Source organism: Paractinoplanes deccanensis (assembly GCF_016862115.1).
Classification (GTDB): domain Bacteria; phylum Actinomycetota; class Actinomycetes; order Mycobacteriales; family Micromonosporaceae; genus Actinoplanes; species Actinoplanes deccanensis.
Map to the genome: position 1 here is coordinate 35,768 of NZ_BOMI01000098.1, position 24,666 is coordinate 60,433.

A 24,666-nucleotide genomic window follows, 5' to 3' on the forward strand; every position below is an offset into this window, starting at 1 on the left:
CCAGCGCTCATTCGTCAGCGCCGAAGTCGGGGAGGGGTGCGTACTGGCGGACCCCTCCGTCGCGGATCATCCAGAGCCGGAAGGCGCCCTGTTCCTGGTCCTGCACGAGGAGCTGAGCCAGCCGCGGAACGCGCCAGCGGGTGGCGCCGAACCGCTGGACGACGGCGGAGACGTCGGCCTTGTTCAGCACTCCGGCCCACACCAATGCCTCCGGATACTTCGCGCCACCCCACGCTTCGGGGGTGTCGTTCAGGGCCCGAAGTGACCCGACGCCCGTGACCTCGGGTTGCTCCCGCCGCGGGGCGAGGGTCCGAAGCCAGCGGTCGAAGTCGTGGATCAGTGCGCTGTCCTCGGTGAAGTCCACCGACAGCAGAATGGTGGTAACCCAGCTCACAACGCCATCATGTCAGCGGACGGCATCGCAGATCGTGGCGGGTTTCCTACTCGTTTGACACACTTGGGGCATGGGCGAGACGACGTACAGCATCGGGGAAGGGCCGGCGACGCGGGTCAGCCTGTCGCTGCCCGAGGGGACCGCCGAGGCAATCCGCGCACGCGTGGGCAAGCGAGAGTTCTCCTCGTTCATCGCCGAGGCCGTCGAGCGGGAGCTGCGCGGGCAGATTCTCGACGAGTATCTCGCGGACTATGAGAGCCGCAAGGGGCCGGTCTCCGAGCAGGCACGCAAGCGGGCGCGTCAAGTCTTCGACGAGGTGTTCGCCGAGGAGGACGAGTGGCCCGCCGCAGGCTGAGTCACGAGGGAACGCTGGTCCTCGACAGCGAGGGGCTCTCGAAGCTGCTCGCCGATGACGAGCAGGTGGTGGCCCTGGTGGCCGAGGCGCGATCGCGCGGCATGGAGGTCGTGATCAGCGCACTCACGATCATCGAGGCAGTCCACGCCCGTACGAACAAGTCTCGGTTGAATTGGGTGCTGTCGGGCCTGCGCGTGGTCCCGGTGGGCGAGGAGGAGGCGAGGGCGGCGTCAAGGCTGCTCATGGACGCCGGCCCGCATGGGCACAAGTACGCGATCGACGCGGCGGTCGCCGAGGCCGCGCTGCGTCAGCACCGCCCCGTGGTCATGCTGACCTCCGACATCGATGACTTAGCCAAGCTCTGTGGCGACCGCATCCGCCTCGTGGCGGTGTGAGGCTGCCAGTCTCACCTCCTGCCGCGGGGCACCAACCTGTCCAAGTCCAGCGTGATCGCGAACGGCTTTGTGGTGTGCAGCTCGTGGCGATGGATGGCGGTCGGCACGTAGGAGCGGGTCGGCTCGTCGAGCTCGTAGGCGTGGACCGCGGGTGAGGTGTCCTCGTCCTCGACGCGCCAATAGTTTGCGATGCCGGCTTCCGCGTATTTGCGCAGCTTGACGTTGCGGTCGCGGTGGGCGGACTCCGGCGAGACCACCTCGACAACCAGTGACACCGTGTCGGCTGTGAAGAACGTGGTGTCGGGATCGTACGGCGCCGTTGTGGCGAGGACGTCGGGCTCGGGGCGGTTCCAGTCGTCGAGGCGGATGGTGATCTCTCGCTCGATCTCTGTGCCGGGCGGCGCCTGTTCGGCCAGTGCCCGTTGCAGCGCTGTGACGAGCCGGGAATGCCACGCCCGTTGGGGAAGTGACCTGAAGACGAGCGTTCCGTCGATCACCTCCGTGTGACGCGGCATTTCCCGAAGGTGGTCGAGGTCGTCGGCGTGCACCCCCGGTGTGCTTCTAGACAAAGATCCACCTCCGCGAGATGAAGTAGTTGATGGTGGCCAGGGTGGCTGTGGTCAGCAGCTTCGCGGCCAGGTACAGCATGCCGAGTGCGGTCAGTGCCTTGACCAGCAGGACGGTGACCAGCAGGTTCGCGGCGACCAGGGCGAGGTATCTGGCGAACTGGTGTCGCAGGTGGCCGTCGGTCGCGGCGAAGGCCCACTGGCGGTTGAGGGCGAAGTTGACCACGAAGCCGGTCAGGAAGGCCAGGGCGGTGGCGGGGGAGAGCCACATGCCGAGCACGCCGTGCAGGAGCCAGAGCAGGCCCGCGTCGACGAGGACGCTGGTGCCGCCGGCGATCACGAAGCGGAAGCCGCTGCTGCGGGTCACCCGGCCCGGGTCGAGGCCGGCCGTCACCGGCGGACCAGCGCGAGGAGCAGCGCGAGGACGGAGCGGAGCAGGTAGATCATCGACTTGGCGGGGGAGGCGCTCGGCCGGCCGCCCTGGCGGGGGCGCATCGAGACGGGGACCTGTCTGATCCGGAAGCCGGACCGTTTGGCCTGGACGAGGGTGTCGATCGTGTCGCCGAGGTATTCGACCGGGAAGTTGCGGGCGTAGAACGCGATCAGCTCGCCCCGGCACTCCCGGAAGCCCGATGTGGTGTCGGTCAGCCTCGTCCTGGTGATGACCGACAGCGCCCCCGACAGCAGCCTCATCGCCCACTGTCGCGGGCCGCGGACCCGGTAGCCGCCCTCGCCGGCGAACCGGGCGCCGATCACCAGGTCGGCGCCGGACAGGGCGTCGACCATGCGGGGAATGTAGCGGGGGTCGTGCTGCCCGTCGGCGTCCATCTGCACGGTGATGTCGTAGTCGTGCTCCGCCGCGTACCGGTAGCCGAGCCGGCGCGCGCCGCCGACGCCGAGCTTGTACGGCAGCCGCAGCACCTTCGCCCCTTCGGCCCGCGCCACCTCGGCGGTCGCGTCGCGCGAGCAGTCGTCGACGACGAGGACGTCCATGCCGGGAGCTTCCCGCCGGAGCTCCTTGATCACGGCGGCGATGGAGTCCGCCTCGTTCCAGGCGGGCATGATGGCGAGCGCGCGCGTCACGGCGCTTTTACTTTCTCCTGGAATTCCTGCAATTCGGCCACATCGGCCCGCAGCAGGGCAATTTCCTCGGCGAGGCTGCGGGTCTCCTCCTCGAGCCGGCTGCTCTCCCAGGACAGGTGCATGGACACCAGCAGCAGGAAGACGACGCTCAGGAAGAGGAACAGGCTCAGCCCGGACGCGATGCCGAGGAGCGAGGAGAAGCCGTCGAGCAGCGTCGGCACGACGGCCAGTGGCAGGATGGCAATGGCCACGAGCAGCCACAACGCGCCGTACTTCTCCCGGAGTTGTCGCCGGCGCAACAACTCCACCATCACGGCCAGCATGACAAGTCCTGTCGTGGCCGTCACGAAGATAAGCCTCATCGTCCGCCCCCGCGGTGCCGGGTACCGAGGAGCGGACACTACCGCAAGATCTGCCCCCGTTTAGGATCGAGCAGTGCCGATCTCTATCTCCAGCGCGGCGCGCGGAAGGGTCGCCGTAGCCGCTGTACTGGTGCTCGGCTGGCTGGCCGGCGTCCTGTGGCGGCTCTGGCTCGGTCAGCCGCTGACCCACCCCATCGCCCACACCGACGAGGACAGCTACCTGAACGTGGCGCGGGCCCTCGCCGGCGGGCCGGGCGGCTTCAGCTCCGAGACGCCGCTGTTCCGCCGCGCCGGCTATCCGTTGCTCATCGCGCCGGCCTACCTGCTCGGCTCGGACTTCGCCGCCACGTACAAGATCATCCAGATCGTGAACGCCGCCGTCAGCGCGCTGAGCCTGCCGCTCGCCTATCTGCTGGCACGCCGCATGTTCGGCCTGGGGAGGTGGGCCGGGCTGGCCGCCGCGTTCGCCGCCGCCACCGTTCCGGCCGGGGTCTTCTGGTCGCTGGTGGGCATGACCGACGCGATCATGGCACCGCTCCTGCTCGGCTGGTTCCTCGCGATGCATTGGTGGCTGCGGGACGCCGGCCGCAAGCGCGCCGCGGTCACCGTGGGACTGCTCACCGGCATCCTGTACGCGGTGCACATCCGCGGCACGATCCTGCTCGCCGTCTACCTCGGGTTCCTCGCGCTGGCGCTCTGGCGGCGCCGGGTGCCCGTACGCCTCGCGGGACTGTCCCTTGTGCCCGTGGCGCTGTCGGCCGCGCTCAACCAGGCGATCATTCTGTGGCTCGGCGACAAGGTGCACCTTCGCGGCGACATCGTCGGCGCCGGCACGCTGGAGGTGTTCACGGACGCCGACCGGCTTCGCGTCTTCGCCGGCTCGTTCGGCACCAACGTCTGGTACATGTGCGTGGTGACTGCCGGCCTGGCCGGTCTCGCGTGGACGGTCAGCGCCGTCGAGATGTTGCGGCCGGCGCGTGACGCGGCGTTCCGGTGGACCGCCGGCCTCGCCCTCGCCGGCACCTTCGCCGTCACCGCGGGGGCGGCGCTGATCCTGGCCGGCCTGCCGGGCGACGGGGACGCGCTCTACTCGCGCTACGTGCAGGCGTTCGTGCCGTTCTGGCTTCTCTTCGGAGTCGCGGCGCTGATCAATGAAGCGGCGCTGCTTCGCAAGCCGGTGCTGAGATACACCGTCGTGCCTGTGCTGCTTCTCGTGGCCGGCGGTCTGTTCGTCGCCTACCGGCTGCGCTATGCCGCCGAGCACGGCCAACGGCTCGGCTACGGCACCTTCGGCGGCCCCGACCTCATCACCGTCACCGCCGGCTGGGCGAGGCTGCGCCCGTACGCGGGCACCGTCATCGCCCTGGCCGGCCTGGCCGTGCTCGTGCTGCTCACCCGGCTGCGCGCGCTGGTGATCCCGGCGCTGGCGCTGATCGTCGCGGCGAACGCCGTCACCATGTCGGTGATGCGTGATCGTCTCGTCGAGCCGCTCGGCGAGCGCTTCAGCACCCCGATCGATCTGGCGGCGCTCGGCGTCGGGCCGGGCGACCGGGTCGCGCTCGGCGGCGGGATGACCCGCGAGGGCTATTTCGTCATGTACCACGAGGTGTACTGGCAAGACCTCGCCCACGTCCCCGCCGGCGAGCCGCCCGCCGACGTCGACGTCGTGATCGGCCGCTACGCCCCCGGCGTCACCTGGGACGGTGCCGCGTACGGCTTCGTGCTGCTCCAGGCGAGCCCGAAGAAGGGCCAGATCGCCGTGTGGCGACGCCAGTAGAACGACGCGATGCCCGGAGAGGTTTCAGGCGAGGGCGCGCTCGTAGCAGACCGAGAGGTCGGAGCCGACGTACGGGCCGTAGAGCGGGATCTCGCGGTAGCCCTCGCGCTCGTAGAAGCGCATGGCGTCGGGCTGGGCGGGCCCGGTCTCGAGGCGCAGGGTGGTCCAGCCGCGGGCGCGGGCCGCGTCCTCCAGGGCGCGCAGCAGGGCGGTGGACACGCCGGTGCCGCGGCTCGACGGCACCACGTACATGCGCTTGACCTCGGCGCTGGTCCGGTCGAGCCGGCGGAGGGCGCCGCAGCCCAGGGCGCGGCCGTCGCCGTCGACGGCCACCAGGAAGACGTCGATGTCGGCTGCCGAGGGCGGCGTGCCGGGCTCGTGGTCGTCGCTGCCGTAGCGCTCGTCGAGCTCGGCGCGTTGCGCCGCGCGCAGGCCGGCGCCGGCGGGGTCGTCCCAGGGCCGTTCCTCGATCGTGATCATGGCGTCCTCCGTCTCGTAACAAGCGTTACGATAACATCCGTTACGGTTATGGGGGAGGTGCGAGTCATGTCACGCACGGCGGATCGGGCGGCTCAGGAGGCGGCGCTGTCCCGCGCGGTCTGGGACGTGCTCGGCGAGCAGGGTCTCGAGCGATTGACCGTACGGGCGGTGGCCGCGGCCGCGGGGTGCACGACCGGCCTGGTGATGCATCGCTTCCCCAACCGGCAGGCCCTGTTGCGGCACGCCCGGCACCTGCTGCACGAAAAGACGCGGGCGCGCGTGGAGGCCCTGGAGAGCGAGGCGCCGTCGCCGAGGGCCGCGCTGCGCAGCGTGCTCCGCCAGGGGCTCGCCACCGACGCCGAGACGCGCCACGAGAGCGTCGTCTGGATGGGCTTCCTCGCGGCCGCCGTTGCCGACGACGAGCTCGTCGAGATGCACCGGGCCAACAACCGGGCCTGGCGGCGGCGGGTGGAGCGCCTGGTCGGCGCCGCCGCGCCCGAGTGGCCGGCCGAGCGCGTGTCCACTGTGGCGCTCGGCCTGATCGCGATGGCCGAGGGCGCCGCCGCCTTCGCCGCGGCCGACCCGGAGGCCTATCCGCCGCGAGCCCAGGAGCGCATGCTCGACGAGGCCCTCACCTCGTACGGCCTAGGGGTCTAGCGAGGCGCGTCCCCGGCGATCTCGTTGAGGGCGACGGCCAGCTTGTCGAGGTCGATGTCGCCGAGGTGGTCGAAGATGTGCCGGCGCACGCTGGCCAGGTGGGTGGGCCACGCCTCACGCAGCCGGGCCAGGCCGCGCTCGGTGAGCACCGCGTTCCAGCCGCGCAGGTCGTCCTCGCACTTCACCCGGGTCAGATAGCCGAGCGACTCGAGCTTGGCCGCGAGCCGCGTCATGCCACTCAGCGACATGTCGCACGCCTGCGCCAGCTCGCTCATCCGCATGTGCCCCTCGGCCGACTCGGAGAGGTGCCGCAGCACGTTGTACTCGCTCGCGGACATGCGCTGCTCGCGTTCGAGGTCGGCGTTGAGCTGGCGGGGGAGCAGCTGCAACATCCGGCCGATGCCCCGCATGACCGCCTCCTCCGAGGGCGTCAGTGCGGTGAGGCCCGGCGGCAGTGCGGGGTCGGGTGTTGTGGCGGACATGACATTGATCGTACGGCCGAACCGCAGGAATACTTCTTTGACGTAGCAAGTTTAGTGAGCGTCACAGGAACTTGAGAAACAGAGATCGGAGCCTCCGATGACCACCAAGATCGGCATCATTCTGGGCAGCACCCGTCCCGGCCGTAACGGCGAGGCCGTCGCCAAGTGGGTCCTGGACATCGCGTCCAAGCGCACCGACGCCGAGTTCGAGCTGGTGGACCTCCTCGACTACAACCTGCCCCACCTCGACGAGGCGATCCCGCCGTCGATGGGCCAGTACACCAAGCCGCACACCCTCGAGTGGGCCAAGAAGATCGCCTCCTTCGACGGCTTCATCTTCGTCACCCCCGAGTACAACCACTCCACCTCCGGCGCGCTGAAGAACGCGATCGACTTCCTCTTCGCCGAGTGGAACAACAAGGCCGTCGGCTTCGTCGGCTACGGCTCGGTCGGTGGCGCCCGCGCCGTCGAGCACCTGCGCCTCATCGCCGGCGAGCTCATGCTGGCCGACGTCCGGGCCCAGGTCCTGCTGTCGCTCGCGACCGACTTCGAGAACTACAGCAAGTTCCTCCCGGGCGCCCACCAGGAGGCGGCTCTCACCACCGTCCTCGACCAGACGGTGGCCTGGAGCGCGGCCCTCAAGCCGCTCCGCAACGCCTGATCAAAAAGGACACAGGGCGGGGGATGCTTGCATCCCCCGCTCCGGGCAGCACAATGCCTAGGGTGCAAAACCAGACAACTAGTGACTCTTTGCAGCAACTGCTTGAAATGCCACGAAAGTCTTGGTGGGCCCGGCTGCCGTTCGGGGTACGGATGGCGGCCGGTGGCAGTGCTCTGGTCATCACCATCGGCAGCGCGGTGGCCGGCGCCGCCGCGCTGACGAAGGAGCGTCCCGGCGCCCCGCGGATCGTCACCGCCGTCGGGCAGGCCGCCGCGTCACCGGCGGAACAGCAGCAGCAACCCGGGCCGAGCGTCCCGGCGGCAGCGCCCCCGCATCGCGCGAAGCCGCAGTACGACGCCGCGGCGAGCCTGCCGCGGATCAGCAACGAGGCGGACCGCACCGCCACCCGCGAGCCCCAGCCCGCGACATCGGCCCAGGCCACGACCCCGCAGGCGCAGAGCCGGCAGCAGCAACAACAGCAGCAGCAGACCTCGCTTCCCGTGCCGCCGCCCGTGGCCGCCGGCGACCCGCGCCCCGTGCTGACCACCCGCACGGAGATCGAGACGCGCGAGATCCCGTTCCAGACGCGCCTCGTGCGCGACCCGTCGCTGCCCCGTGGCGCCAAGAAGATCCAGACCGCCGGCGTCCCCGGCGAGGAGACCCTGCGCTACCTGGTCACCTTCGCCGACGGCAAGCAGACCGAGCGCCGCCTGCTCGACTCCACGATCACCAAGCAGCCGCAGCACCGCGTGGTCGCCTTCGGATCGCGCCGGGGCCCGGCCAAGGGCGGCAACCAGCGGCCGCCCAAGGGCTGCGACGACTTCTGCATCCCGCTCGGCCGGTCGGCGGACTGCCGGCGCGAGGAGAGCGCCGTCCACCTCGGCGGCTCCGTCACGATCCTCGACCAGGACCTCGAGCTGCTCGACGCGAATTCGCTGGGAGAGTTGGCCTGCGGCCCGCGATAATCCCGCGCATGGCGGACTTCGACACCCTGCTCGAGGAGGCCGCGGCCGTGCCCCTGGAGGGGTGGGACTTCTCCTGGTTCGACGGCCGCGCCACCGAGGAGCGCCCGTCCTGGCACTACGCCGACCGGGTCGCGCGGCGCCTGCGCGACGCCGGGTCCGCGCTCGACCTCCAGACCGGCGGGGGCGAGGTCTTCGCGTACGCCATCGGCCGGGCCCCCGGCGAGCGCATGCTGGTCGCCACCGAGGCGTGGCAGCCCGAGGTCGCCGCCCGCCGCCTCGACGGCGTGCGGGTGGTCGAGGCGGACGACAACCTGCCGTTGCGCGATGCCACGTTCGACCTCGTCGTGAGCCGCCATCCGGTGAGCACGCCGTGGGCCGAGATCGCCCGCGTGCTGCGCCCCGGCGGGACCTTCCTGTCCCAGCAGATCGGCGCCGGCTCCAACCGGGAGCTGTCGGAGGCGATGCTCGGGCCGCTTCCGCCTCCGGCGCGCAACCACCCCGAGCAGATCGCGGCGGCCGCCGAGGCCGCGGGCCTCGAGATCCTGGAGGTACGAGGTGAGCGTCTGCGCGCCGAGTTCTTCGACATCGGGGCCGTCGCGTACTTCCTGCGCAAGGTGATCTGGACCGTGCCGGGCTTCACGATCGAGAAGTACCGCGACCGGTTGCGCGCGGTGCACGAGGAGATCACCGTGAAGGGCATGTTCGTCTCGCACGCGACGCGGGTGCTCGTCGAGGCGCGCCGGTGGCCCTGACCGACGGCCGGCTGGCCGAGATCGCCGCCGAGCTGATGCTCGTGCCCGGCATCACCGGGGTGGTGCTGGGCGGCAGCCGTGCCCGCGGCACGCACGGGCCCGGCTCCGACACCGATCTCGGGCTCTACTACCGCAAGCCGCTCGACGTGGACCGGCTCACGCGCGCCGCCCGGGCGATCGCCGGGCCGTCCGCGCAGGTCACCGACCCGGGCGGCTGGGGGCCGTGGGTGGACGGCGGCGGCTGGCTCGACGTCGACGGCGACGCCGTCGACCTGATCTACCGCGATCTCGACCGGGTCACCGCCGTCTGCGCGGCGGTCGAGCAGGGCCGGTACGCGTTCCACGTGCAGGCCGGGCATCCGCTCGGGTTCGCCGACCACGCCTACGCCGGGGAGATCGCCCTGGCCCGGGTGCTCGCCGACCCGACCGGCGAGCTGGCCGCGCTGCGCGACCGGCTGAAGGTCTACCCGCCCGCCCTGGCACGGGAGCTCGTCGCCGGGCTGTGGGAGGCCGACTTCCTCGTCATGCTCGCCCGCAAGGGCATCCCGCGCAGCGACAGCGCGTACGTGTCCGGTTGCCTCTTCCGCCTGGTCGGGGTCTGCGCGCACGCGCTGCACGGCGCCGCCGGCCGCTGGCTGATCAACGAGAAGGGCGCTGTCGCCGCCGCGGCCGCCCTGCCCGGCGCGCCCGCGCACTTCGGCGAGCGCGTCGACAAGGCGTTCGCCGCGGTGGACGGCGATCCGCTGCGGCTGCGGGTGGCCATCGACATCGCCGCGGACCTCGTGCTCGACACGGCGGACGCCTGCATGATGATGGTGCGATGACCGCCGACGAGCCCACCATCCTCGCGACGAGCGCCTTCTTCGAGGTTGGCGGCTTCGGCGACTTCGCCTGGCGCCCCGGCAAGATCCATCGCTTCGCCGCCGAGCTGGCCGGGGTCTCGCGGCCGCGGATCTGCTTCCTGACCCAGGCGAGCGGCGACTTCCCGCACGTGATCGGCGCGCACTACGCCGCGTTCGCGGGCACCGAGTTCGTCGCGTCCCACCTTCAGCTCTTCCCGATGCCGAACGTCGCGGACATCCGGTCGCACCTGCTCGCGCAGGACATCATCTGGGTGCACGGCGGCAGCGTCGCCAACCTGTGCGCGCTGTGGCGGGTGCACGGCGTCGACCGGGTCCTGCACGAGGCGTGGCAGGCCGGGGTGGTGCTCGGCGGGGTCTCGGCCGGCTCGATCTGCTGGCACCAGGGCGGCACCACCGACAGCTTCGGGCCGCGGCTGCGCGGGTTCACCGACGGGCTGGGCTGGCTGCCGTACAGCAACGGGGTGCACTACGACGCCGAGGAGCAGCGCCGGCCGAAGATGCACGAGCTGATCGCCGACGGCACGCTGGGCGACGGCTACGCCACCGACGACGGCGCAGGCCTCGTCTATCGCGGCACGACCCTGGCCGAGGTCGTGGCCGACCGGCCGGGGCCGCGCGGATATCAGCTGACGCGGGCGGCGGACGGTGCGGTCGTCGAGACCGCGCTGCCCACGAGGGTGCTCTAGCTGGCGTAGTGCAGGATCACGTTGTGCACGTGATGGGCCTTGTCGGACCCGCGGAACTCCACCTCGTACGTATGTGTGCCGACCGTGACGGCGATCGTGCCGCTGGAGAAGAACTGACCGGCCCAGCTCTTGTTGCTCACCACGCTGACGCTGCTGACCTTGGAGTAGGGGATGCTGGTGATCGCGAAGCGCTTCCCGACGAAGGACTTGTCCTGGATGATGATCCGGCGGTTGGTCAGCCCGATGAAGCCGGTGCCGGCGCCGATCGCGTCGTAGACGGCGATGATCATCTCGCCCTCGAGCAGCCCGCTCCGCACCTGCTCGAACTGGCCCTTGCTGTCGTAAATCACGTCGCTCATGGCGCGAGCGTAGCGACGCACGGCTATTGCGGGTTGGTCACCTGCGTGTCGGTGACCGTGCGGTAGAAGTCCTCGATCCGGGCCGCCAGCGTCACCTCACCGTCGGTGAGGGCCTCGCCGTCGCGGGCGCCCAGGCAGATCTGTGTGTGACCGTTGGTGCGCCTGATGTCGGGGCGTATGCGAAGTGTGTCCGCCGCCACCTTGATTCGTTCCGTCAATGCGGCATGCTGACTGTCGTCGCACGCGAGCTCCCGCCGGAGCTGTACGCCGTCACGCCTCCATTCACTCAGCACCGTCAGAGCGTCGCTCAGGTAGTCGGAGCGGTTCACTCGCTGTCTTCTGGCCCGCATCGCCCATCCCCCTAGGCGTCGTTGCCGGCTTGTGGCCAAACTGTCGCCGTGTCGTCATGGTCGGTGCCTCACAGTCTTGCTCTCCGAGACAGGCATGTCCACGCCCACATATATGTGTTTGCGTGACGATCGGGACGGCTCGGGCACCCGGAACGGTAAACTTTTGTGGGAAGCTCTGATCTCATGCGGCCGGAACAGCAGGTTAAGTCGTCTAAGTCACGCAGAGTCATCGTGGCGGCGGTGATCATCAGCGATGGCCGTGTTCTCGCCTGCGAGCGGTCGGCTCCGCCCGAGGTGGCGGGCCGCTGGGAGTTCCCCGGGGGCAAGGTCGAGCCGGGTGAGACCGAGGAGCAGGCGCTCGCCCGCGAGTGTGTCGAGGAGCTGGGCGTACGGGTCGAGGTCGGCGCCCGCGTCGGGCCGGACGTCTCGCTCGCGCACGGCCGGGCCGTCCTGCGGGTCTTCAACGCGCGGCTGCTCGACGGCGACATGCCGCGGGCGCTGGAGCACACGTCCATGCGCTGGCTCGGTGTTGACGAGCTGGACAGCGTGCACTGGCTGCCCGCGGACAAGCCGATCGTCGCGGAGCTACCCGCCTTACTGACTGTCTGACGCGTACGTCTTGCGCAGCTCCCGCTTGAGCACCTTGAAGCTCGGGCCGAGCGGGAGCGACTCCGCAAAGCGGATCTTGCGGGGGTACTTGTGCTTGCCGAGCTTCTCGCGGGACCACTCGATCAGCTCGTCGGCCGAGACACTGCCGGGCTCGGCAACCACCACGGCGCAGATCTCCTCGCCGTGCACCTGGTCGGGCACGCCGATCACGGCCACCTGTTGCACGGCCGGGTGCCGGGCCAGCGCCTCCTCCACCTCGCGCGGATAGACGTTGAAGCCGCCCCGGATCACCAGGTCCTTCTTGCGGTCGACGATCGCGATGAAGCCGTTCTCGTCCTTGGTGCCGAGATCGCCGGTGCGGAACCAGCCGTCGACCACGGCCTCCTTCGTGGCCTCCGGGTTGTTGAGGTATCCGGCGAAGACGTTGTGCCCGCGGATCACGATCTCGCCGAGCTCGCCGTCGGGCAGCAGCTCGATCCGCTCGTCGATCTCCGGCCGCGCGATCTCGACCTCCACGCCCCAGATCGGGTGGCCGACCGAGCCCGCCTTGACGCCGAACGCGGGCTGGTTGGTGGTGGCGGTCGGCGAGGTCTCCGAAAGGCCGTACCCCTCGAAGATCTCGGCGTGGAAGGTCTCGTTGAACTTCTCCAGCACGGCGACCGGCAGGGACGCGCCGCCCGAGACGCAGAGCCGCAGCTCGGGCAGCTTCTCGGCCTTGGCGGCGGCCTCCAGCAGGCCGATGTACATCGTCGGCACGCCGTGGAAGATGGTCACGTTCTCCTTGACCATCAGCTGGATGGCGGCCTCGCCGCTGAAGCGGGCGAGCAGCACGAGGGTCCCGCCGAGGCGGAACGTGCCGTTCATGCCGACCGTCTGGCCGAAGGTGTGGAACAGCGGCAGGCAGCCCATCGTCACGTCGTCGGGGTGCAGGTCGTGGATGTCGAAGACGTTCACGATCGTGTTCATGACGAGGTTGAGGTGGGTCAGCAGGGCGCCCTTGGGCTTCCCGGTGGTGCCGCTCGTGTAGAAGATGACAGCGACGTCCTCGGCCTCGCGGCTGACATACGTGCGCATCCTCTCGCCGCCGGCCTCCTCCAGCCTGGGCAGACCGGGCACGGCGGGACCCACCGAGACGATCGGGACGTCGGCGATCTTGGCGGCGGCCACCGCGTTCTCGAGCTGCGACGAGTGGGCGACGAGCAGCTTCGCGCCGCTGTCCTCGAGGACGTACGCGTTCTCCTCGGGGGTGAGGAGCAGGTGCATCGGTACGAGCGTCGCGCCGACCGCCAGCGTGGCGTAGTAGACGCGCGGGAAGTCGGCCAGGTTGGGGATCTGGATCGCGACCACGTCGCCGGGGCCGATGCCCAGCTCGCGCAGCGCGGAGGCGTACGACAGGGTCTGCTGCCAGAGATCGCGGTAGGTGATCCGCTCGGTGGTGACGCTGTCGATCACGGCGATCTTGTCGGGAAACTTGCGAGCCGACTCGGCCAGGACGGTGGCGAGCGACAGTTGGGTCATACTGAGCTCACCTCCGGCATGCCCTCCTGGCCCTCGCCCGCGAGGCCGTTACGAGGTGCGGCTGGGTGCCGCTCGGTGCAGTCGCTCATGCCAAATGACCTCCGATCTTGGTGTAACCGCGGAGCAGGTCCCTAGAGATGATGAGGCGCTGCATCTCGTCGGTTCCCTCATAGATACGCATCAGTCGCACCTGGCGGTACCACCGTTCGATCGGAAGCTCACGGGTGTATCCCATGCCGCCGTGGATCTGCATGACCCGGTCGACGACCCGGTTGACCATGCCGGCGCCGTACAGCTTCGCCATCGACGACGAGTGCCGCGGGTCCCAGCCCTGGTCGACCGTCCACGCCGCGCGCAGGATCAGCCAGCGGGCCGCCTCGAGCTCGACCTCCGAGTCGGCGATCATCCACTGGATCGCCTGGTTCTCGCCGATCGGCTTGCCGAAGGTCTCGCGGGTGTTCGCGTAGTCGATCGCCATGCCGAGGGCGCGCTCAGCGATGCCCAGGGCGGCCGACGGGATCAGGTAGCGGCCCTTGCCGATCCACTTCATGCCCAGCTCGAAGCCCTGGCCGATCTCACCCAGGATGTTGCGGGACGGCACCCGGACGTTGTCGAAGACCAGCGCCGCCGGCCCGCCCTCGCCCATGGTCTGGATGAACTCGGAGCGCCAGCCCATCTCGCGGTCGACCAGGAACGCCGTCGTGCCGCCGCCGCGGACGCCCTTCTCCCTGTCGGTGACCGCGACCACGATGACGAAGTCGGCGTCGTTGCCGTTGGTGATGAACGTCTTCTCGCCGTTCAGCACCCAGTCGTCGCCGTCCTGGCGGGCGCTGAGCTTGATGTTCGCCGCGTCCGAGCCGGCGCCGGGCTCGGTGATCGCGAAGCAGGAGATCCGGTCACCCTCGATGGTGGGGATCAAATACTCCCGCTTCTGGTCCTCGTTGGCGTAGTACAGGATGTTGTCCGCCTCGCCGCCGAACTTGAACTGGATGAAGGTGCGGCCCACCTCGGTCCAGATCAGGGACTGGAGTACGGCGGGCAGGTTCATCCCCCCGTACTCCTCGGGGGTCGACAGGCCCCAGAAGCCGAACTTCTTGGCCTTGAGCTGCAGCTCGCGCATTTCGCTGCGCTCCAGGCCGGGCTGATGCCGCCGCTCGCGGAGCAGCGCCTCCTGCTCCAGCGGCATGACCTCGCGGGTGATGAACTGGCGGGCGGTGTCGCGAATCGCGCGTTCCTCGTCGGTGAGCGAGAAGTCCATGTCCGTTAAACTAGCGGTGTAAGTTTTTACACGTCCAGTGCTTCTTTCTGCGGGAGATCAACTTTGGCGCGGCCACGGCAGACGCTTCTGACTCGTGAGCGGATCATCGGCGCGGCCTCCGCGCTGATCGACGCGGAGGGGCTGGACGCGCTCTCCATGCGGCGGCTCGCCACCGAGCTGGGCGTGCAGGGCCCGTCGCTCTACAACCACTTCGCGACCAAGGCCGAGATCGTGGACGCGGTCGCCGACGCCGTCGTCGCGCAGGTCGACGTGTCGTTCTTCGCGACCTGTGCCTGGCCGGACGCCCTGAAGAGATGGGCCATGTCCTACCGCGCGGTGCTGGCCGAGCACCCGAACATCGTTCCGGTGCTCGCGCAGGGCCCCGGCCGCCGCCCGGCCGCGCTCGCGATGGCCGAGGCCGTCTACGGCGCCCTGATCGAGGCCGGCTGGAGCTACGCGCGGGCCACGCACATCGGCGCGCTCATGCGCTACCTGGTCACCGGCTCGGCCCTCGGCTCCTTCGCGCTCGGCTTCGACGTCGATCCACAGCTCTACGAACGTTATCCACACCTGCACTACGCCCCGCTTCTGGCGGAGCATCATGAGGCCGTGGACGAGGGCGCCTTCGAACTCGGCCTGGACCTGCTGATCACCGGCCTCGCGGCCCGACAAGAGATGGGGACACGCTGATGACATCGCTCGATCGCCCACACCTCTACCTCGGCGGGGAGTGGGTGCAGCCCTCCTCGCCCGAGACCGTCGCGGTGGAAAATCCGGCGACCGAGGAGATCCTGGCCCACGTCCCGGCCGGCACGGCGCTCGACGTCGACCGCGCGGTGGCGGCCGCCAGGGGCGCGTTCGACGGCTGGGCGGCGACGCCGATGGCCGAGCGTGCCCGGGTCCTCGACCGGCTGCACGCCTCGCTCAGCGCGCGGGCGGGCGACATCGCCAAGACCGTCGGGCTCGAGCTGGGCACGCCGCTCAAGGTCGCCCAACGGGTGCAGGCGGGCCTTCCGCTCGCGGTCCTCCGGGGTTATGCGGACCTTGCCGCCCGCGAGGCGCGCGAGGAGACGATCGGCAACTCGCTGATCGTGCACGAGCCGGTCGGCGTGGTCGGCGCGATCACCCCGTGGAACTACCCGCTTCACCAGGTCGTGGCCAAGGTGGCGGCGGCCCTGGCGGCGGGGTGCACCGTGGTGCTCAAGCCGAGCGAGCTGACGCCCCTGGTGGCCTACCTGCTCTTCGACGCGGCCGACGAGGCGGGCGTGCCGGCCGGCGTGCTCAACCTGGTGACCGGCACCGGCCCGGTGGTGGGCGCGGCCATCGCGGGACACCCCGATGTGGATATGGTGTCGTTCACCGGCTCCACCGCCACCGGCAAGGCCATCTCGCACGCCGCCGCCGACCGCATCGCCAAGGTCGCGCTCGAGCTGGGCGGCAAGTCGGCCAACGTGATCCTCGCCGACGCCGACGTGACCCGGGCCGTCAAGGTGGGCGTCGGCAACGCGTTCCTCAACTCCGGCCAGACCTGCACGGCCTGGACGCGGATGCTGGTCCACCGGAGCCTCTACGACGAGGCGGTCGAGCTGGCGGCAAAGGCCGCGTCGGGCTACACCGTGGGCGACCCGTTCGACGAGGGCACGCGCCTCGGGCCGCTGGTCTCGGCCGCGCAGGCCGACCGCGTCCGCGGCTTCGTCGAGCGCGCCTCCGCGCGGCTGGTGGCCGGCGGGCTCGACGCGCCCGTTCCCGGCAAGGGGCATTTCGTCGCGCCGACGGTCTTCGCCGACGTCGACCCCGACAGCGAGCTGGCCCAGGAGGAGATCTTCGGTCCAGTGCTGTCGATCATCCCGTTCGCGTCGGACGACGAGGCGGTGTCCATCGCGAACAACTCGCGCTACGGCCTGGCCGGCGGCGTGTGGGGCTCCGACGAGCGGGCGCTCGCGGTGGCCCGGCGCATCCGCACGGGCGCGATCGACGTCAACGGCGGGGCGTTCAACCCGTTCGCGCCCTTCGGGGGCTACAAGCAGTCCGGTGTCGGCCGCGAGCTGGGCGAGTACGGTCTCGCCGAGTTCCAGCAGGTGAAGGCGATCCAGCGATGACGGCATACTTCAACGGTCTCGTCCTGCGCGAGGCGGGCGCCCGGCCCGCGGTGGCCGAGCTACGCCTGCCCGAGGTGGGGCCGGGCCAGGTCCGCATCAAGGTGCGCGCGGCCGGCGTGTGCCACTCCGACCTGTCGATGGTCAACGGGACGATCCGCCCGTCGTACCCCCTGGTCCTCGGTCATGAGGCGGCGGGCGAGGTGGTCGAGGTCGGCGAGCGGGTCAAGCGGGCGTCGGTGGGTGACCGCGTGGTGCTCAACTGGCAGCCGGCGTGCCGCAGCTGCTGGTTCTGCGAGGGCGGCGAGCCGTGGCTGTGCTCGACGTCGTCCGGCGTGGCCTCGCTCGAGAACGGCGTGACCCTCGACGGCGTGCCGGTGCACGTCGGGCTGGGCCTCGGCGCCTTCGCCGAACAGGTCGTGGCACCCGAAAACGCGGTCGTCCGGGTCCCGTCCGAGCTCGACTTCGAGCGCGCGGCGCTGCTCGGCTGCGGCGTCCTGACCGGTTTCGGCGCGGTGCGCAACACGGCCCAGGTCGCCGCGGGCGAGTCGGTCGTGGTGATCGGCCTCGGCGGTGTGGGCCTGTCGGTCGTCGCGGCCGCCCGGGCCTCGGGCGCCGCCCAGGTGATCGCGGTGGACGTCTCCGAGGCCAAGAAGGGCCTGGCCGAGTCCGCCGGCGCCACGGACTTCGTGGTCTCGTCCGACACCCTCTCCAAGGACATCCGCGGCCGCACGTCCGGCCGCGGGGCCGACCACGCCTTCGAGTGCGTGGGCCGCGCCGCCACCATCCGGGCCGCCTGGCGAGCCACCCGCCGGGGCGGCAAGGTCACGGTGGTCGGCATGGGCTCCAACGACGACCAGGTGACCCTCTCGGCCCTCGACATCTTCTCGTCGAACCGCACGCTGCGCTCCTCCGTCTACGGCCAGGCCGACCAGGACGTCGCCATCCCCGCCCTGGCCGACGACGTCCTCTCCGGCAAGCTCACCCTCGACCACCTGATTTCCGACCGCATCACCCTGGCCGACGTGCCGGCCGCCTTCGACCGCATGTCCCGAGGCGAGGGGGCCCGCTCAGTCGTCCTCATCTGACCCGCCCCAGCGGCCGCTCAACCCGGGCGGCCGCCCAACCCGGGCGCCCGCTCAACCCGGGCGGCCGCCCTCGCACCCTTCGGCGCGTCCCGCCGCTCTCGCCCTTCGGCGGTGCGCGTCACCCTGCCCTTCGGTGCGCGCTCACCCGGGGCCCCTGGGCGGCGGCCCTCACCTTCACCGTCACCCCTCGGCGGTGGGCCTTCACTCGGCCCTCGCTTCTCGCCCTTGCTTCCTCGCCCTCGTTCCCTCGCCCTTGCTTCCTCGCCCTCGTTCCCTCGCCCTTGCTCCCTCGCCCTTGCTCCCTCGCCCTTGCTCCCTCGGCCCTTGCTCCCACGGCGGCGCGCCTTCACTTGGCCCTCGGCTCTCGCCTTGCTCATTTGGCCCGTGGTTCTCTCCTTGCTCCCTCGGCGGCGCGGGATGCGGTAGGACGGAGGGATGCGACCCGAGGCCGGACAGGTGCTGCACTTCTCCGAGGACCCGACGATCGAGCTCTTCGTTCCTCATGTCGCGGCGACGGCGCGGGAGGAGGAGCCCTACGTGTGGGCCGTCGGCTATGACCGGGCGCCCGACTACTGGTTCCCGCGTCAGTGTCCGCGCGCCATGGCGTGGGTGCGCGAAGGCACGTCCGATGTGGACCGTGACCGCATCGTCGGCGCCGGCTGCGGCACGCGGGTCCACGCCATCGAATACGCCTGGTGGGATGCGCTGCGCACCACGAAGCTCTACGGCTATCGGCTGCCGGCCGGCCCGTTCCGCCCGATCGGCGCCGCCGGCGAGCCGCACGCCGAGGTGGCCACCGAGCCGGTGCGCCCGCTCGGGCCGCCCGAACCCGTCGGCGACCTGATCGCCTGCCACGCCGCCGCCGGCATCCAGCTGCGGCTGCTCGACAACCTGTGGCCCTTCTGGGACCAGGTCATCACCAGCACCGTCGGCTTCAGCGGCATCCGCCTGGCGAACGCACGCCCGCGCCCCTGAGCGCGCATGCCGCCCTGAGCGCCATGGCCGCCTCTGAGCGCATGCTCGCCTCTGAGCGCATGCTCGCCTCTGAGGCATGCCTGTCTCTGAGCGCATGCCTGTCTCTGAGCGCGCGCCTGTCTCTGAGCGCGCGCCTGTCTCTGAGCGCGCGCCTGTCTCTGAGCGCGCGCCCACGCCCCTGAGCGCACGTCCGCGCCCCTCGGCGGGGCGAGGCCGTCGGAGTGCTGGGTCAGGCGGCGGTGGGCTGGGCGGTCAGCAGGGCCGTGATCGTGCGGGAGAGGGCGGCTCGGGCGGCGGGGACCGACAGGTTCATGGTCTCGCGCCAGGTGGACCAGGTGGGCCACATGCTGATGGCGGTCAGGGCGTTCAGGAGCTCGTCGTTGCCGTCGACCTCGGCGGCGAAGAGCGTGCCGAGCTCGTCGCGGACGCGTTCGACGTGGAGGCGGCGGTAGCGCTGGAGGGTCTCGGAGAACGGCTCCTTCAGCGCCGCCGCCTTGGCCGTGGGGCCGATCTGTTCGAGCAGGCGGGTGCGCTGGCGGCAGTAGGCGTCGATGCGCTCGGGCAGCGGCAGGTCCGGCGAGACCGGGCGGTGGGCCGCGTCGCGGATCTCCAGGACGCGGCGGCCGCTGGCGGTGAAGAGCGCCTCCATGTCCGCGAAGTGGCTCCACAGGGCGCGCAGCGATACGCCGGCCTGTTTGGCGATGCGGTCGGCGGTGGGCCGCAGGTCGCCCTCGCGGATGAGCTGGAGGTGGGCGTCGACGATCGCGTTGCGGGTGCGCTCGGAGCGCGCCGTGCGCCCGTCGACGCGTTGCTGTGCCGAGCTCACGCGTCCCTCCAGCTCGGTCGTGATGAAACGGTGCGGCTCGGGTGGGTCTTGGTCACGTGGTGCTCCGGTAGCGGTTCAACTCCCGTCGGGCCAGGGAGCGCTTGTGGACCTCGTCGGGGCCGTCGGCCAGGCGCAGCGTACGCGCGGCCACCCACAAGGCCGCGAGCGGCGTGTCCTGGCTCGTGCCGGCGGCGCCGTGGGCCTGGATGGCCTTGTCGACGATCCACTCGACGGTCGACGGCACGATGATCTTGATGGCCTGGATCTCGGTGTGCGCGCCCTTGTTGCCGACCGTGTCCATCAGCCATGCGGCCTTGAGCACCAGCAGGCGGGCCTGCTCGATGCGCACCCGCGACTCCGCGATCCAGTCCTGCACCACGCCCTGCTCGGCCAGCGGCTTGCCGAACGGCGTGCGGCTCAGCGCGCGCTTGCACATCAGCTCGAGGGCGCGCTCCGCCATGCCGATCAGGCGCATGCAGTGGTGGATGCGGCCCGGGCCGAGGCGCGCTTGCGAGATCGCGAAGCCGCCGCCCTCCTCGCCGATCAGGTTGCTCGCCGGCACCCGTACGTTCTCCAGAACGAGCTCCGCGTGCCCGCCGTGGTCGCCGTCGGTGTAGCCGAAGACCGTCATGCCGCGCTTGACCGTCAGGCCGGGCGTGTCGCGGGGGACCAGCACCATGCTCTGCTGCACGTGCCGGGCCGCCCCCGGATCGGTCTTGCCCATCACGATGAAGACGCGGCAGTTCGGGTTCATCGCGCCGGTGATGTAGAACTTGTGGCCGTTGATGACGTAGTCGTCGCCGTCCCGCTCGATGCGGGTGCCGATGTTCGTCGCGTCGGAGGAGGCGACCTGCGGCTCGGTCATCGCGAAGGCCGAGCGGATCGTGCCCGCCAGCAGCGGCTCGAGCCACTGCTTCTGCTGCTCGTCGCTGCCGAACTCGGCGAGCACCTCCATGTTGCCCGTGTCGGGCGCCGCGCAGTTGAGCGCGGCCGGCGCGATCGCCGGGCTCCGGCCGGTGATCTCGGCGAGCGGAGCGTACTGGAGGTTGCTCAGGCCGGCGCCGTGCTCGCCGGGGAGGAACAGGTTCCACAGGCCCGCGCTCTTCGCCGCGGCCTTCAGGTCCTCCAGGATCGGCGGAGGCTCCCAGCCGTCGCTGTGGAAGCCCGCCTCGGCGGGATAGATGTGCTCGTCCATGAAGGCGAGCAGCTTCTTGCGGTAGTCCTCGGTCCGAGCGTCGAAGCCGAAGTCCATCAGTGTCCCTCCAGCGCCTCGTGGCCCCGCATGACCAGCGGGCCGACGAGGTTGCCGATCGTCTCGAAGCCCTCACCCACCGTCTGGCCCTGAACGTAGCGGTAGTGCACCCCTTCGAGAATCACCGCGAGCTTGAAAGCGGCGAATCCCACATACCAGTGAAGATCACTCACGTCGCGCCGGCTGCGCTCCGCGTAGCGCGCGCTCAGCTCGGCGATCGTCGGGTGCCCGGGCACGCTCAGCGGCGCGGTCGGCTTGCCGTCGCCGCCGACGTTCAGGGGCAGGCCCGCGTAGATGACCATGAGCGCCACGTCGCTGAGCGGGTCGCCCAGCGTGGACATCTCCCAGTCGAGCACCGCGTTGATGCCGAGGTCGTCGCCGATCAGCACGTTGTCGAGCCGGAAGTCGCCGTGCACGACCGTGCCGGGCCCGCCGGCCGGGATGTCCACCGCGAGCCGGGCGTGCAGCTCGTCGATGCCGGCCACCTCGCGGCTGCGCGACGCGTCGAGCTGCTTCTTCCACCGGCTCACCTGGCGCGCGTTGAACCCTTCGGGCCGGCCGAAATCTCCCAGGCCGATCGCGTACGGGTCGAGCGCGTGCAGATCGGCGAGCGTGTCCACGAGCGACAGCACGAGCCGGCGCATCGCCTCCGGCCCGAGCCCTCGCAGGTCGGCGACGTCGCGGTAGATGCGCCCGTCGACGTGCTCCATCAGGTAGAACGGCGCGCCGATGACCTCCGTGTCGGTGCAGAGCAGCACCGGCCGTGGCGCCGGGAAGCCGGCCTTGGACAGCGCCTCCAGCACGCGGTGCTCGCGCGCCATGTCGTGCGCTGTCGGCAGGACGTGACCCAGCGGCGGCCGGCGCAGCACCCAGCGGTTGGTGCCGTCGGTGACCGCGTACGTCAGGTTGGATCGTCCGCCCGCGAACATCCGGCCGGTGAGCTCGGCGTCCGAGCCCAGATAGGCGCGCAGTCGTTCGAGGTCGAGTCCCTTCACCGGCTGCTCCCTTCGAAGGCCCTCTGCATCTTGTTCATGCCGCCGAGCCAGCGATCGGTGTCACTGGCCCGCAGACGATAGAACTCGGCCACCTCGGGATGCGGGAGGATCAGGAAGCTGTCGCCCTTCAGGGCCTCGGCGACGATCGACGCGACCTCGCCGGGCTCCATGGCGCTCTCGGCGAGCAGTGCGGCGCTCGCGCTGCCCCGCTCGCTGCCGCGGGTGAGCATGTCGGTGCGCACGCCCTGCGGGCAGAGCGCCTGCACGGTCACGCCGCGGTGGGCGTACGTGGCACGCAACCACTCCGCGTACGCGAGGGCGGCGTGCTTGGTCACCGCGTACGGCGCGCTGCCCAGCAAGGACAGCAGGCCGGCGGCGCTGACGGTCATCAGCAACCGCTTGGGCTCGCCCTGGTCGAGCCAGCGCGGCAGCAGCGCGCGCGTGACGTACACGTGGGACATCACGTTGACGCCGAAGTCGCGCAACCAGATCTCGTCGGCCGCGTTCTCGTCGCCCGCGGTGAGCACGCCGGCGTTGGCGCAGAACAGGTCGACGCCGCCCAGCTCGGCCCACGCCGTGTCGATCAGGTGGCGGGTGTGCTCCTCGTTCGCGGCGTCGCCCGGCACGGCCAGGCCGCCGATCTCGCTCGCGACCGCCTGCGCGGCGACCGGATCGAGATCGTTGACGATCACCTCGGCGCCGTCGGCGGCGAACCGGCGGGCCAGCGCCGCGCCGATGCCGCCGCCGGCGCCGGTGACGACGACCCTTTTCACTGCACGCTCCCGGTCAGCGTCACCCCGCCGTCGATGACGACCGTCTGCCCCGTGATCCAGGCGGCGTCGGGCGAGCAGAGGAAGGAGACCGCCCCGGCCACGTCCTCGGGCACGCCGAGCCGGGCCAGGGGATAGGCGGCGGCGACCTTTTCCTCGCGGCCGTCGTAGAGCGCGGTCGCGAAGCGGGTCTTGACCACCGCCGGGGCGACCGCGTTGACCCGGACCTTCGGCGCGAGCTCGACGGCGAGCTCCTCGGTCAGGTGGATCAGCGCGGCCTTGGTGACCCCGTAGAAGGCGATGCCGGGCGACGGGCGCACGCCGGACACCGAGGAGATGTTGACGATGGCGCCGCCCTCGCCCAGGCCGCCGCGCAGGGCCTCCTGCACCCAGCCGAGCGTGCCGATGACGTTCACCTCGAAGATCTTGCGGGCGGCGTTGAGGTCGATCGAGCCGAGCGGGCCGTACACCGGGTTGATCCCGATGTTGTTGACCAGGGTGGTGACCGGCCCGAACTGCCCGAGCACGGTGTCGATCACGGCGGCCCGGTGATCGGGATCGTCGCCCTTGCCGGCCACCCCGATCGCCACCTTGTCGCCGCCCAGGTCCTTGGCCGCGGTGTCGAGCGCCTCGGCGTCGCGACCGGTGATGCACACCTTGTATCCATCGGCCACGAAGCGTTGCGCGATGGCGAACCCGATCCCTCTGCTGGCTCCGGTCACGATCGCCACTTGGTCCGCCATCGCCGCTCCTCAGTTCTCTTTTTGCACTGTATGTGCAGACATTAATGAGCAGTTGCCGCCGCAGCCAACCTTAGGCAGCGGGGATGCCGTTCTGCGGCGGGGTCACCGCGGGTGCCTCATAGACCTCCACCGCTCCGTCGCCGTCGTCGGTGCGGTACGGCTTGCCGAAGTACTCCGCCTTGCCGCCCGCGATCCTGGTCAGCTGCTGGCCGGCGTACCCGGAATGATCCTCGGCCGAATAGCGCACCGGCACCAGGCCCGGCCCCGTGTAACCGCCCTTCTCGACGGCCGAGATGATGCCCTCGCGGGTCAGGTCCTTGCCCGCGGCCTGCAGCGACTGCACGAAGAGGTACGCCACGGACATGCCGTACACGACGTTGTTGTCGAGCTCGGCGTTGCCGTTGTACTCCTTGTTGACCTTGCTGTAGAGCTGGATCCACGGGTTCGCGGCGTCGTTGGCCAGCGGCAGGTAGTTGGCCGCCACGACGCCTTCCAGCAGCGGCGCCGCGTCACCGAGCGTCTTGGCCAGCGTGGTCGGGTCCGAGCCGACGTTGCTCACCACGTACTGCGGCTTGAAGCCGAGCTTGGCGCCGGTGCCGATGGTCAGCGCGGTGAAGCCGGGCACGGTGGCGAGCATGACGACCTGGCAGCCCGCGGCCTTGAGGGCGCCGACCTGCGGGCCGACGTTCGGGTTGGTCGTGACGTACGACTGCTTCGCCGCGACCGCGCCGAGAACCTTCTCGATGCCGGCGAGGCTGTCGCGGCCGAAGTCGTCGTCCTGGCCGAGGAAGCAGACCTTCTTGCCGGCGTGCTCCTCCTTCACGTACGTGGCCAGGATCTTGCCCTCGACGGTGTAGTCGGGGTTGAAGCCGAAGGTGCCCGGATATTTGTCCGGCTGGTTCCAGCTGCGGCTGCCGCTGGCCACGAAGAGGTCGGGCACCCGGTTGGTCTTGAGGAAGTCGAGCACGCCGGTGTGCGTCGGGGTGCCCAGGCCGTTGAGGATCGCGAAGACCTTGTCCTGGAGCACCAGCTGGCGCACGACCTGCTGGGTGTTCGCCGGGTTGTACCCGTCATCCATGATCTTGTAAGTGATCTTGCGGCCGTGCACGCCGCCGTTCGCGTTGACGTAGTCGAAGTAGGCCTTGGTGGCCGGCGCGATCTTGGAGTATCCGGCGGCCGCCGGGCCGGTGAGCGGCATGTGCGTGCCCACCACGATCTCCGAGTCGGTCACTCCCGGCGTGTTTGCGCCGCTGCTGCTGCCATTACTGTCGTCCGAGTTGCTGCAGCCGGCCGCGGCCAGCAGCACGGCGGCGAGGACGAGCGCGGTGGTGCGTTTCATCATCGGCCTT

At 70.5% G+C, this 24,666-nt stretch carries 31 protein-coding genes; 14 read left to right on the plus strand and 17 right to left on the minus strand.

Annotated elements, in window-relative coordinates; translation table 11 throughout:
- Window positions 1–7: 7 nt before the first annotated feature.
- On the minus strand, window positions 8–394 hold the full coding sequence (locus Ade02nite_RS25075; protein WP_203768657.1) for a squamosa promoter-binding protein 15: 387 nt from the start codon (window positions 392–394) through the stop codon (window positions 8–10).
- 70 nt (window positions 395–464) lie between these two features.
- On the opposite strand from Ade02nite_RS25075, the gene Ade02nite_RS25080 reads away from it, so the two are divergent.
- Complete coding sequence (locus Ade02nite_RS25080) at window positions 465–749, plus strand: hypothetical protein (protein WP_203768659.1); 285 nt, start codon at window positions 465–467, stop codon at window positions 747–749.
- The gene (locus Ade02nite_RS25085) at window positions 731–1,144 is read left to right on the plus strand and encodes a PIN domain-containing protein (protein ID WP_203768666.1); all 414 of its coding nucleotides are present in this window, start codon (window positions 731–733) and stop codon (window positions 1,142–1,144) included. The genes Ade02nite_RS25080 and Ade02nite_RS25085 overlap by 19 nt, the downstream gene beginning before the upstream one ends.
- A gap of 11 nt (window positions 1,145–1,155) precedes the next feature.
- On the opposite strand, the gene Ade02nite_RS25090 is transcribed toward Ade02nite_RS25085, so the two are convergent.
- From Ade02nite_RS25090 to Ade02nite_RS25105, 4 genes are read right to left on the minus strand one after another with little or no spacing between them, the layout of a single operon-like run.
- On the minus strand, window positions 1,156–1,692 hold the full coding sequence (locus Ade02nite_RS25090) for a Uma2 family endonuclease (RefSeq protein WP_239169032.1): 537 nt from the start codon (window positions 1,690–1,692) through the stop codon (window positions 1,156–1,158).
- Window positions 1,693–1,705: 13 nt separating this feature from the next.
- Window positions 1,706–2,104, minus strand: a complete 399-nt coding sequence (locus tag Ade02nite_RS25095) for a GtrA family protein (protein WP_203768668.1) — start codon at window positions 2,102–2,104, stop codon at window positions 1,706–1,708.
- Window positions 2,101–2,793 carry a glycosyltransferase family 2 protein gene (locus Ade02nite_RS25100; RefSeq protein WP_239169033.1) on the minus strand — a complete coding sequence of 231 codons (693 nt, stop codon included), beginning with the start codon at window positions 2,791–2,793 and terminating at the stop codon, window positions 2,101–2,103. The genes Ade02nite_RS25095 and Ade02nite_RS25100 overlap by 4 nt, the downstream gene beginning before the upstream one ends.
- Complete coding sequence (locus tag Ade02nite_RS25105; protein WP_203768670.1) at window positions 2,790–3,155, minus strand: DUF2304 domain-containing protein; 366 nt, start codon at window positions 3,153–3,155, stop codon at window positions 2,790–2,792. The genes Ade02nite_RS25100 and Ade02nite_RS25105 overlap by 4 nt, the downstream gene beginning before the upstream one ends.
- 73 nt (window positions 3,156–3,228) lie before the next feature.
- Here Ade02nite_RS25105 and Ade02nite_RS25110 point away from each other — a divergent pair, with 73 nt between their 5' ends.
- On the plus strand, window positions 3,229–4,932 hold the full coding sequence (locus tag Ade02nite_RS25110; RefSeq protein WP_203768672.1) for a glycosyltransferase family protein: 1,704 nt from the start codon (window positions 3,229–3,231) through the stop codon (window positions 4,930–4,932).
- A gap of 24 nt (window positions 4,933–4,956) precedes the next feature.
- Here the strand turns inward: Ade02nite_RS25110 and Ade02nite_RS25115 are convergent, their stop codons facing one another.
- Window positions 4,957–5,412 carry a GNAT family N-acetyltransferase gene (locus tag Ade02nite_RS25115; protein WP_203768680.1) on the minus strand — a complete coding sequence of 152 codons (456 nt, stop codon included), beginning with the start codon at window positions 5,410–5,412 and terminating at the stop codon, window positions 4,957–4,959.
- Between the two features lie 66 nt (window positions 5,413–5,478).
- Between Ade02nite_RS25115 and Ade02nite_RS25120 the strand changes: the two genes are divergently transcribed.
- Complete coding sequence (locus Ade02nite_RS25120) at window positions 5,479–6,069, plus strand: TetR family transcriptional regulator C-terminal domain-containing protein (RefSeq protein WP_203768688.1); 591 nt, start codon at window positions 5,479–5,481, stop codon at window positions 6,067–6,069.
- Here Ade02nite_RS25120 and Ade02nite_RS25125 read toward each other — a convergent pair.
- The gene (locus tag Ade02nite_RS25125) at window positions 6,066–6,551 is read right to left on the minus strand and encodes a MarR family winged helix-turn-helix transcriptional regulator (protein ID WP_203768690.1); all 486 of its coding nucleotides are present in this window, start codon (window positions 6,549–6,551) and stop codon (window positions 6,066–6,068) included. The two genes, Ade02nite_RS25120 and Ade02nite_RS25125, sit on opposite strands and share 4 nt — an antisense overlap.
- 97 nt (window positions 6,552–6,648) lie before the next feature.
- Here Ade02nite_RS25125 and Ade02nite_RS25130 point away from each other — a divergent pair, with 97 nt between their 5' ends.
- From Ade02nite_RS25130 to Ade02nite_RS25150, 5 genes are all read left to right on the plus strand, one after another.
- Entirely contained in the window at window positions 6,649–7,212 is a 564-nt protein-coding gene (locus Ade02nite_RS25130) for an NADPH-dependent FMN reductase (RefSeq protein WP_203768692.1), read from the plus strand.
- Between the two features lie 107 nt (window positions 7,213–7,319).
- On the plus strand, window positions 7,320–8,177 hold the full coding sequence (locus tag Ade02nite_RS25135) for a G5 domain-containing protein (RefSeq protein WP_203768701.1): 858 nt from the start codon (window positions 7,320–7,322) through the stop codon (window positions 8,175–8,177).
- Between the two features lie 8 nt (window positions 8,178–8,185).
- Window positions 8,186–8,929: a class I SAM-dependent methyltransferase gene (locus Ade02nite_RS25140; RefSeq protein WP_203768703.1), complete on the plus strand. Its 744-nt coding sequence runs from the start codon at window positions 8,186–8,188 to the stop codon at window positions 8,927–8,929.
- Entirely contained in the window at window positions 8,920–9,753 is an 834-nt protein-coding gene (locus Ade02nite_RS25145; RefSeq protein WP_239169035.1) for a nucleotidyltransferase domain-containing protein, read from the plus strand. Before Ade02nite_RS25140 ends, Ade02nite_RS25145 begins: the two co-directional genes overlap by 10 nt.
- Window positions 9,750–10,478 (plus strand): Type 1 glutamine amidotransferase-like domain-containing protein, encoded by a 729-nt coding sequence (locus Ade02nite_RS25150; protein WP_203768705.1) that lies wholly within the window; start codon window positions 9,750–9,752, stop codon window positions 10,476–10,478. The genes Ade02nite_RS25145 and Ade02nite_RS25150 overlap by 4 nt, the downstream gene beginning before the upstream one ends.
- Here Ade02nite_RS25150 and Ade02nite_RS25155 read toward each other — a convergent pair.
- On the minus strand, window positions 10,475–10,837 hold the full coding sequence (locus tag Ade02nite_RS25155) for a PH domain-containing protein (RefSeq protein WP_203768715.1): 363 nt from the start codon (window positions 10,835–10,837) through the stop codon (window positions 10,475–10,477). The genes Ade02nite_RS25150 and Ade02nite_RS25155 overlap by 4 nt on opposite strands.
- Window positions 10,838–10,860: 23 nt before the next feature.
- A complete protein-coding gene (locus tag Ade02nite_RS25160; protein ID WP_203768717.1) occupies window positions 10,861–11,187 on the minus strand; it encodes a 4a-hydroxytetrahydrobiopterin dehydratase in 327 nt (108 codons plus the stop codon).
- Window positions 11,188–11,370: 183 nt separating this feature from the next.
- Between Ade02nite_RS25160 and Ade02nite_RS25165 the strand changes: the two genes are divergently transcribed.
- Window positions 11,371–11,796, plus strand: a complete 426-nt coding sequence (locus Ade02nite_RS25165) for a (deoxy)nucleoside triphosphate pyrophosphohydrolase (RefSeq protein WP_203768720.1) — start codon at window positions 11,371–11,373, stop codon at window positions 11,794–11,796.
- Here the strand turns inward: Ade02nite_RS25165 and Ade02nite_RS25170 are convergent.
- Entirely contained in the window at window positions 11,782–13,314 is a 1,533-nt protein-coding gene (locus Ade02nite_RS25170; protein ID WP_203768722.1) for a long-chain-fatty-acid--CoA ligase, read from the minus strand. The genes Ade02nite_RS25165 and Ade02nite_RS25170 overlap by 15 nt on opposite strands.
- Before the next feature lie 85 nt (window positions 13,315–13,399).
- Entirely contained in the window at window positions 13,400–14,572 is a 1,173-nt protein-coding gene (locus Ade02nite_RS25175) for an acyl-CoA dehydrogenase family protein (protein WP_203768730.1), read from the minus strand.
- A gap of 63 nt (window positions 14,573–14,635) precedes the next feature.
- Between Ade02nite_RS25175 and Ade02nite_RS25180 the strand changes: the two genes are divergently transcribed.
- The 4 genes from Ade02nite_RS25180 to Ade02nite_RS25195 all read left to right on the plus strand — a co-directional run bounded on the left by Ade02nite_RS25180 (window position 14,636) and on the right by Ade02nite_RS25195 (window position 18,731).
- Entirely contained in the window at window positions 14,636–15,262 is a 627-nt protein-coding gene (locus Ade02nite_RS25180; RefSeq protein ID WP_203768737.1) for a TetR family transcriptional regulator, read from the plus strand.
- Window positions 15,262–16,671, plus strand: a complete 1,410-nt coding sequence (locus tag Ade02nite_RS25185) for an aldehyde dehydrogenase family protein (RefSeq protein ID WP_203768739.1) — start codon at window positions 15,262–15,264, stop codon at window positions 16,669–16,671. Before Ade02nite_RS25180 ends, Ade02nite_RS25185 begins: the two co-directional genes overlap by 1 nt.
- A complete protein-coding gene (locus Ade02nite_RS25190; RefSeq protein WP_203768741.1) occupies window positions 16,668–17,756 on the plus strand; it encodes an alcohol dehydrogenase catalytic domain-containing protein in 1,089 nt (362 codons plus the stop codon). Before Ade02nite_RS25185 ends, Ade02nite_RS25190 begins: the two co-directional genes overlap by 4 nt.
- Window positions 17,757–18,191: 435 nt before the next feature.
- Window positions 18,192–18,731 carry a DUF6886 family protein gene (locus Ade02nite_RS25195; protein ID WP_203768743.1) on the plus strand — a complete coding sequence of 180 codons (540 nt, stop codon included), beginning with the start codon at window positions 18,192–18,194 and terminating at the stop codon, window positions 18,729–18,731.
- Window positions 18,732–18,960: 229 nt separating this feature from the next.
- On the opposite strand, the gene Ade02nite_RS25200 is transcribed toward Ade02nite_RS25195, so the two are convergent.
- The 6 genes from Ade02nite_RS25200 to Ade02nite_RS25225 all read right to left on the minus strand — a co-directional run bounded on the left by Ade02nite_RS25200 (window position 18,961) and on the right by Ade02nite_RS25225 (window position 24,656).
- Window positions 18,961–19,557 (minus strand): TetR/AcrR family transcriptional regulator, encoded by a 597-nt coding sequence (locus tag Ade02nite_RS25200; RefSeq protein WP_203768745.1) that lies wholly within the window; start codon window positions 19,555–19,557, stop codon window positions 18,961–18,963.
- A gap of 52 nt (window positions 19,558–19,609) precedes the next feature.
- Complete coding sequence (locus Ade02nite_RS25205; protein WP_203768749.1) at window positions 19,610–20,809, minus strand: acyl-CoA dehydrogenase family protein; 1,200 nt, start codon at window positions 20,807–20,809, stop codon at window positions 19,610–19,612.
- Window positions 20,809–21,804: a phosphotransferase family protein gene (locus tag Ade02nite_RS25210; RefSeq protein ID WP_203768751.1), complete on the minus strand. Its 996-nt coding sequence runs from the start codon at window positions 21,802–21,804 to the stop codon at window positions 20,809–20,811. The genes Ade02nite_RS25205 and Ade02nite_RS25210 overlap by 1 nt, the downstream gene beginning before the upstream one ends.
- On the minus strand, window positions 21,801–22,577 hold the full coding sequence (locus tag Ade02nite_RS25215; protein WP_203768753.1) for an SDR family oxidoreductase: 777 nt from the start codon (window positions 22,575–22,577) through the stop codon (window positions 21,801–21,803). The genes Ade02nite_RS25210 and Ade02nite_RS25215 overlap by 4 nt, the downstream gene beginning before the upstream one ends.
- A complete protein-coding gene (locus Ade02nite_RS25220) occupies window positions 22,574–23,317 on the minus strand; it encodes an SDR family oxidoreductase (RefSeq protein ID WP_203768755.1) in 744 nt (247 codons plus the stop codon). The genes Ade02nite_RS25215 and Ade02nite_RS25220 overlap by 4 nt, the downstream gene beginning before the upstream one ends.
- A gap of 70 nt (window positions 23,318–23,387) precedes the next feature.
- Window positions 23,388–24,656 carry an ABC transporter substrate-binding protein gene (locus tag Ade02nite_RS25225; protein WP_203768807.1) on the minus strand — a complete coding sequence of 423 codons (1,269 nt, stop codon included), beginning with the start codon at window positions 24,654–24,656 and terminating at the stop codon, window positions 23,388–23,390.
- Window positions 24,657–24,666: the final 10 nt, after the last annotated feature.

Bases quoted from the DNA above. Each gene is read 5' to 3' on its own strand.
- Ade02nite_RS25080 (WP_203768659.1), top strand. From the start codon at position 465: ATGGGCGAGACGACGTACAGCATCGGGGAAGGGCCGGCGACGCGGGTC.
- Ade02nite_RS25105 (WP_203768670.1), bottom strand. From the start codon at position 3,155: ATGAGGCTTATCTTCGTGACGGCCACGACAGGACTTGTCATGCTGGCC.
- Ade02nite_RS25115 (WP_203768680.1), bottom strand. From the start codon at position 5,412: ATGATCACGATCGAGGAACGGCCCTGGGACGACCCCGCCGGCGCCGGC.
- Ade02nite_RS25120 (WP_203768688.1), top strand. From the start codon at position 5,479: ATGTCACGCACGGCGGATCGGGCGGCTCAGGAGGCGGCGCTGTCCCGC.
- Ade02nite_RS25125 (WP_203768690.1), bottom strand. From the start codon at position 6,551: ATGTCCGCCACAACACCCGACCCCGCACTGCCGCCGGGCCTCACCGCA.
- Ade02nite_RS25130 (WP_203768692.1), top strand. From the start codon at position 6,649: ATGACCACCAAGATCGGCATCATTCTGGGCAGCACCCGTCCCGGCCGT.
- Ade02nite_RS25135 (WP_203768701.1), top strand. From the start codon at position 7,320: ATGCCACGAAAGTCTTGGTGGGCCCGGCTGCCGTTCGGGGTACGGATG.
- Ade02nite_RS25140 (WP_203768703.1), top strand. From the start codon at position 8,186: ATGGCGGACTTCGACACCCTGCTCGAGGAGGCCGCGGCCGTGCCCCTG.
- Ade02nite_RS25150 (WP_203768705.1), top strand. From the start codon at position 9,750: ATGACCGCCGACGAGCCCACCATCCTCGCGACGAGCGCCTTCTTCGAG.
- Ade02nite_RS25155 (WP_203768715.1), bottom strand. From the start codon at position 10,837: ATGAGCGACGTGATTTACGACAGCAAGGGCCAGTTCGAGCAGGTGCGG.
- Ade02nite_RS25160 (WP_203768717.1), bottom strand. From the start codon at position 11,187: ATGCGGGCCAGAAGACAGCGAGTGAACCGCTCCGACTACCTGAGCGAC.
- Ade02nite_RS25165 (WP_203768720.1), top strand. From the start codon at position 11,371: ATGCGGCCGGAACAGCAGGTTAAGTCGTCTAAGTCACGCAGAGTCATC.
- Ade02nite_RS25170 (WP_203768722.1), bottom strand. From the start codon at position 13,314: ATGACCCAACTGTCGCTCGCCACCGTCCTGGCCGAGTCGGCTCGCAAG.
- Ade02nite_RS25175 (WP_203768730.1), bottom strand. From the start codon at position 14,572: ATGGACTTCTCGCTCACCGACGAGGAACGCGCGATTCGCGACACCGCC.
- Ade02nite_RS25185 (WP_203768739.1), top strand. From the start codon at position 15,262: ATGACATCGCTCGATCGCCCACACCTCTACCTCGGCGGGGAGTGGGTG.
- Ade02nite_RS25190 (WP_203768741.1), top strand. From the start codon at position 16,668: ATGACGGCATACTTCAACGGTCTCGTCCTGCGCGAGGCGGGCGCCCGG.
- Ade02nite_RS25195 (WP_203768743.1), top strand. From the start codon at position 18,192: ATGCGACCCGAGGCCGGACAGGTGCTGCACTTCTCCGAGGACCCGACG.
- Ade02nite_RS25205 (WP_203768749.1), bottom strand. From the start codon at position 20,809: ATGGACTTCGGCTTCGACGCTCGGACCGAGGACTACCGCAAGAAGCTG.
- Ade02nite_RS25220 (WP_203768755.1), bottom strand. From the start codon at position 23,317: ATGGCGGACCAAGTGGCGATCGTGACCGGAGCCAGCAGAGGGATCGGG.
- Ade02nite_RS25225 (WP_203768807.1), bottom strand. From the start codon at position 24,656: ATGAAACGCACCACCGCGCTCGTCCTCGCCGCCGTGCTGCTGGCCGCG.